Raw genomic sequence first — 3,468 nt, forward strand, 5'->3', positions numbered from 1 at the left:
GCTCTGGCCGGCGGATGTCCCGGCCGACAGCTTTTTCTCGCAGGTGAAGGGGATGGGGACGCCGCCGTATTCGTACTGGGAATGATCGTGGGCGCTGGGTTCGCCCACAATTTCGGGCTGGCAAGTTCTCCCGGCGGCGTAGGCCCTCACGGCATTGCTGCAGTGGTTGTGGGCTTTGGGGTTTGTCTGTTTGTCGGTTTTACCATGAGAAGGAAAAGCGCATAAAAGGAGGGCTCAGATGCCAGCGACAGTGGATGCGAGGGGACTTTCCTGCCCTCAGCCGGTCATTATGACCTTGAATGAAATCAAAAACGGAAAAGAGACGGATATCATCGTTCTGGTGGACACGGATACTTCCAGGGAAAATGTGACGCGAGCCGCTGAGAGTCAAGGCTGCAACATCAGTGACGTATCCCCTGAAGGGGAAGGATATCGGATTACGATCAGGAAAAGGTGAGCGTGCTCAGATTTTTTAAAAAGAAAAAACCGGCAGGGATAAAAAAAGATCGGAAATCGTCGGTCGATCGCGGGATTCTGGTTTTCGAAAATACAAGTGATGTGATTCAGGCTGAAAATGTTCTGAAAAAAACGGGCTGGTCGGTTCGGGTGATGGGGCCGCCGCCCGACATTCAAACCGGCTGCGATCTGGTGATCGAATTTCCGCTGATGGAAGAGTTGAACATTCTGCGGGAACTCAACAGCGTCGGTATTGAGCCGCTTTCAATCATGCCGGTCACGGCCCCGTTGCTTGAACCCGTAAGCCTGTTTCATACCAAAGATTTCGGTGATTATCTGATGGTGCGGGCGGCCAACATGAAAATCACCGTATCCAAAAAGGATCTTAAAATCGTCAATATTTCCGGCGGCGGATGCCCGGATGTACCCTTCCTGGCCCGGGAAATGGTGGGGAAAACCCTGGCGGAAGCGCCCAGGCCCAGAGAATTGGGGCATACCCTCTGCGGCTATGCCCTTGAGCTCGCGTATGAGGCGTTATGTCGAAAATTTTAGGCATCGTCGGCACGGTTCCCGATCCGCAGTTTCCGCTGACCCACGGACAGATCCGCCTGGTCGACGGACATCTGCGCATGAATGGTCGAAACATACCCGTAAACCGCGGAACCCCCGCACTGGCGGCTGCCGCGCTGAAGGCTTCCGAATGGCTGGGGGGTGCGGAAGTGTACGCCTTCCTGGTGGGGGATACCGGTGAAGGGCACGGCAGCCGCCGGCTGTATCAATTTCTGGAACGGCATTTATCCGAATTTAATTTTGCGGTATTGACCTTTCATTATCTTCAGCCGGATGCGGATTGGCATAACAAGGTGTTGTTTGCGGTTGATGCGATGAAACCGCGGCCGATTCTGATTGCCGACGCCGGATTCATGTATGCCGCCAAGATGAGCGGGCAGGCACCCTGCTATGATTTTTTCACGCCGGATGTCGGTGAATTGGCGTTTCTGGCGGATGAAATGGCGCCGCATCCCTTTTACACACGAGGGTTTATTCTGCACCAGGATGGTAATGTGCCTGATTTGATCCAGCGGGCTTATACGCACGGCAATGCCGCAGCGCATCTTGTGGTAAAAGGCAAATCAGACTATATTGCGGCAAGGAAGCAGATTGTCGAAGTCGTGGATTCCCCCTCTTTTGATGCCATGGAGGCCATCGGCGGTACGGGGGATACCCTGACCGGTCTGCTGACCGTCCTGTGCGGCACGGATCTGAAACCGGTGGAAGCCGGGGCGCTGGCCGCTGAAGTCAATCGCTGGACCGGTCACTATGCCGATCCGAATCCCGCGACTCAGGTTATGGAACTGATCGACAACATTCCACGGGCGTTGTCAAAAGCAATGGGCTTAAACCATCAGGAGAATATCCATGGCGGATAATGATAAGAAGATGCGACTGACCAGGACGGTGACCGGCGCCGGCTGAGCGTCCAAACTGCCTCCAGGGGACCTGGACAAGGCACTTTGCGGAATAGTGTTTCCCACCGATGAAAATGTGATCGTCGGTCTGGAGCGTGCCGACGACGCCGGTGTTTACAAGATTTCGGATGATGTGGCGCTGATCCAGACCGTGGATTTTTTTACCCCCATCGTGGACGACCCCTACGGGTTCGGCCAGATTGCGGCCGCCAACGCACTGAGCGATGTCTATGCCATGGGCGGAACACCGAAGACCGCCATGAACCTGGTGGCCTTTCCGGTCAAGGAGATGGATATATCGATTCTGCGGCGGATCATCCAGGGAGGGCTCGACAAGCTGAGCGAGGCCGGGGTCGTGCTGATCGGCGGCCACAGCATCGAGGACAAGGAACTGAAATACGGCCTGTCAATCACCGGTGTGATCCATCCGTCTCGGGTGCTCACCAAGAAAGGACTCCGGCCGGGAGACCGGCTGGTCCTGACGAAAGCGCTCGGCACCGGAATCGTCAACACCGCCATCAAGGCGGGCATGGCGTCCGCGGACCTCACGGAAAGAATTACGCAACTGATGGTCCGGCTCAACCGGGATGCCGCTGAAATCATGTCCGCTTTCGATGTAACCGCCTGCACCGACGTCACCGGTTTCGGCCTGCTCGGACATCTGGCCGAAATGGTCTGCGGGTCGGGCGCGAGCGCGCGGATCTTTTCCGATCGGGTGCCGGTGATCCCGGAAGCGCTGGAATTCGCCGCCATGGGACTGATTCCCGCGGGTGCTTACAAAAACAGGGAATTCAGGGAGCCGATGGTCAGCTTTTCGGAAACGGTGGTGCGTGTCCGGCAGGATCTCCTGTTCGATCCCCAGACCTCGGGCGGGCTCCTGATCAGCCTCAGCGCCGGTCAGGCCGATGAACTCGTCGACGCCATGAAAAAAAGGGGTATAGCCGATGCCGCCCAGATCGGGGAAATTATCACTGGGCCGGAGGAGAGAATCCAGGTGGTCTGAAACCTGTACCGGCCGGGCATCTTCCCGTCGCGCCGGGCGCCGCTCGCAACGGGATTCCCGGAGATGGAATTTTCTTGACGTAAGCGGTGATTCAGTTTAGGTTTATTGTAAGATAAATTCCGGCAGAAGTCGGCAATACGGTATACGAACGGGTGGGCGAAAGCCCTTCCTTTGGCGGCATCGGCATTGAAAGCCGAAGGCCGTAATGCGAAATCAAACTGGCCACGAAGGTCGTTCCACTGGTATGGAAGACGCCTTCGTGGCTTTTTTTTAAGGGTTCGACGTTTGGCTTTCATGCGATGACCGGATAGAGGTGCCGGAAGGATACGGCCTGCGCCCCTTCAGCGGTGAGTTTTAGTGCCGCTTAAGCGCCGCGGCGGATCAGCGGCCCATGAAAGTCGAAAGTCGAGTTGAGGGATGACCCGTGTGGAAAGGGACTGGGAATTGACAAAGCGGATCTGCGTGATTGACGGGCAGGGCGGCGGCATCGGCGCCACCCTGATCAAATCCTTGAAAAACGCCTATGGCGAGTCGGTGGAG

At 56.5% G+C, this 3,468-nt stretch carries 5 protein-coding genes and 1 pseudogene; all 6 read left to right on the top strand.

Annotation, left to right across the window (positions count from 1 at the left end; all coding sequences use genetic code 11):
* Positions 1–225 (top strand): annotated as a pseudogene (locus AB7S84_RS16970) (YedE family putative selenium transporter); the annotation flags it as partial.
* A gap of 13 nt (positions 226–238) precedes the next feature.
* Positions 239–457, top strand: a complete 219-nt coding sequence (locus AB7S84_RS16975; protein WP_020878392.1) for a sulfurtransferase TusA family protein — start codon at positions 239–241, stop codon at positions 455–457.
* A gap of 2 nt (positions 458–459) precedes the next feature.
* Positions 460–1,008, top strand: a complete 549-nt coding sequence (locus tag AB7S84_RS16980; protein WP_020878391.1) for a DUF3343 domain-containing protein — start codon at positions 460–462, stop codon at positions 1,006–1,008.
* Positions 993–1,886 (top strand): NAD(P)H-hydrate dehydratase, encoded by an 894-nt coding sequence (locus AB7S84_RS16985; RefSeq protein ID WP_020878390.1) that lies wholly within the window; start codon positions 993–995, stop codon positions 1,884–1,886. Before AB7S84_RS16980 ends, AB7S84_RS16985 begins: the two co-directional genes overlap by 16 nt.
* A complete protein-coding gene (gene selD / locus AB7S84_RS16990) occupies positions 1,876–2,928 on the top strand; it encodes a selenide, water dikinase SelD (protein ID WP_078081170.1) in 1,053 nt (350 codons plus the stop codon). Before AB7S84_RS16985 ends, selD begins: the two co-directional genes overlap by 11 nt.
* Before the next feature lie 417 nt (positions 2,929–3,345).
* The coding region (locus AB7S84_RS16995) for a DUF3842 family protein (RefSeq protein ID WP_428155973.1) at positions 3,346–3,468 on the top strand (123 nt) is incomplete at its 3' end.

It is taken from the genome of Desulfococcus sp. (assembly GCF_050178255.1).
GTDB classification, from domain to species: Bacteria; Desulfobacterota; Desulfobacteria; order Desulfobacterales; family Desulfococcaceae; genus Desulfococcus; species Desulfococcus multivorans.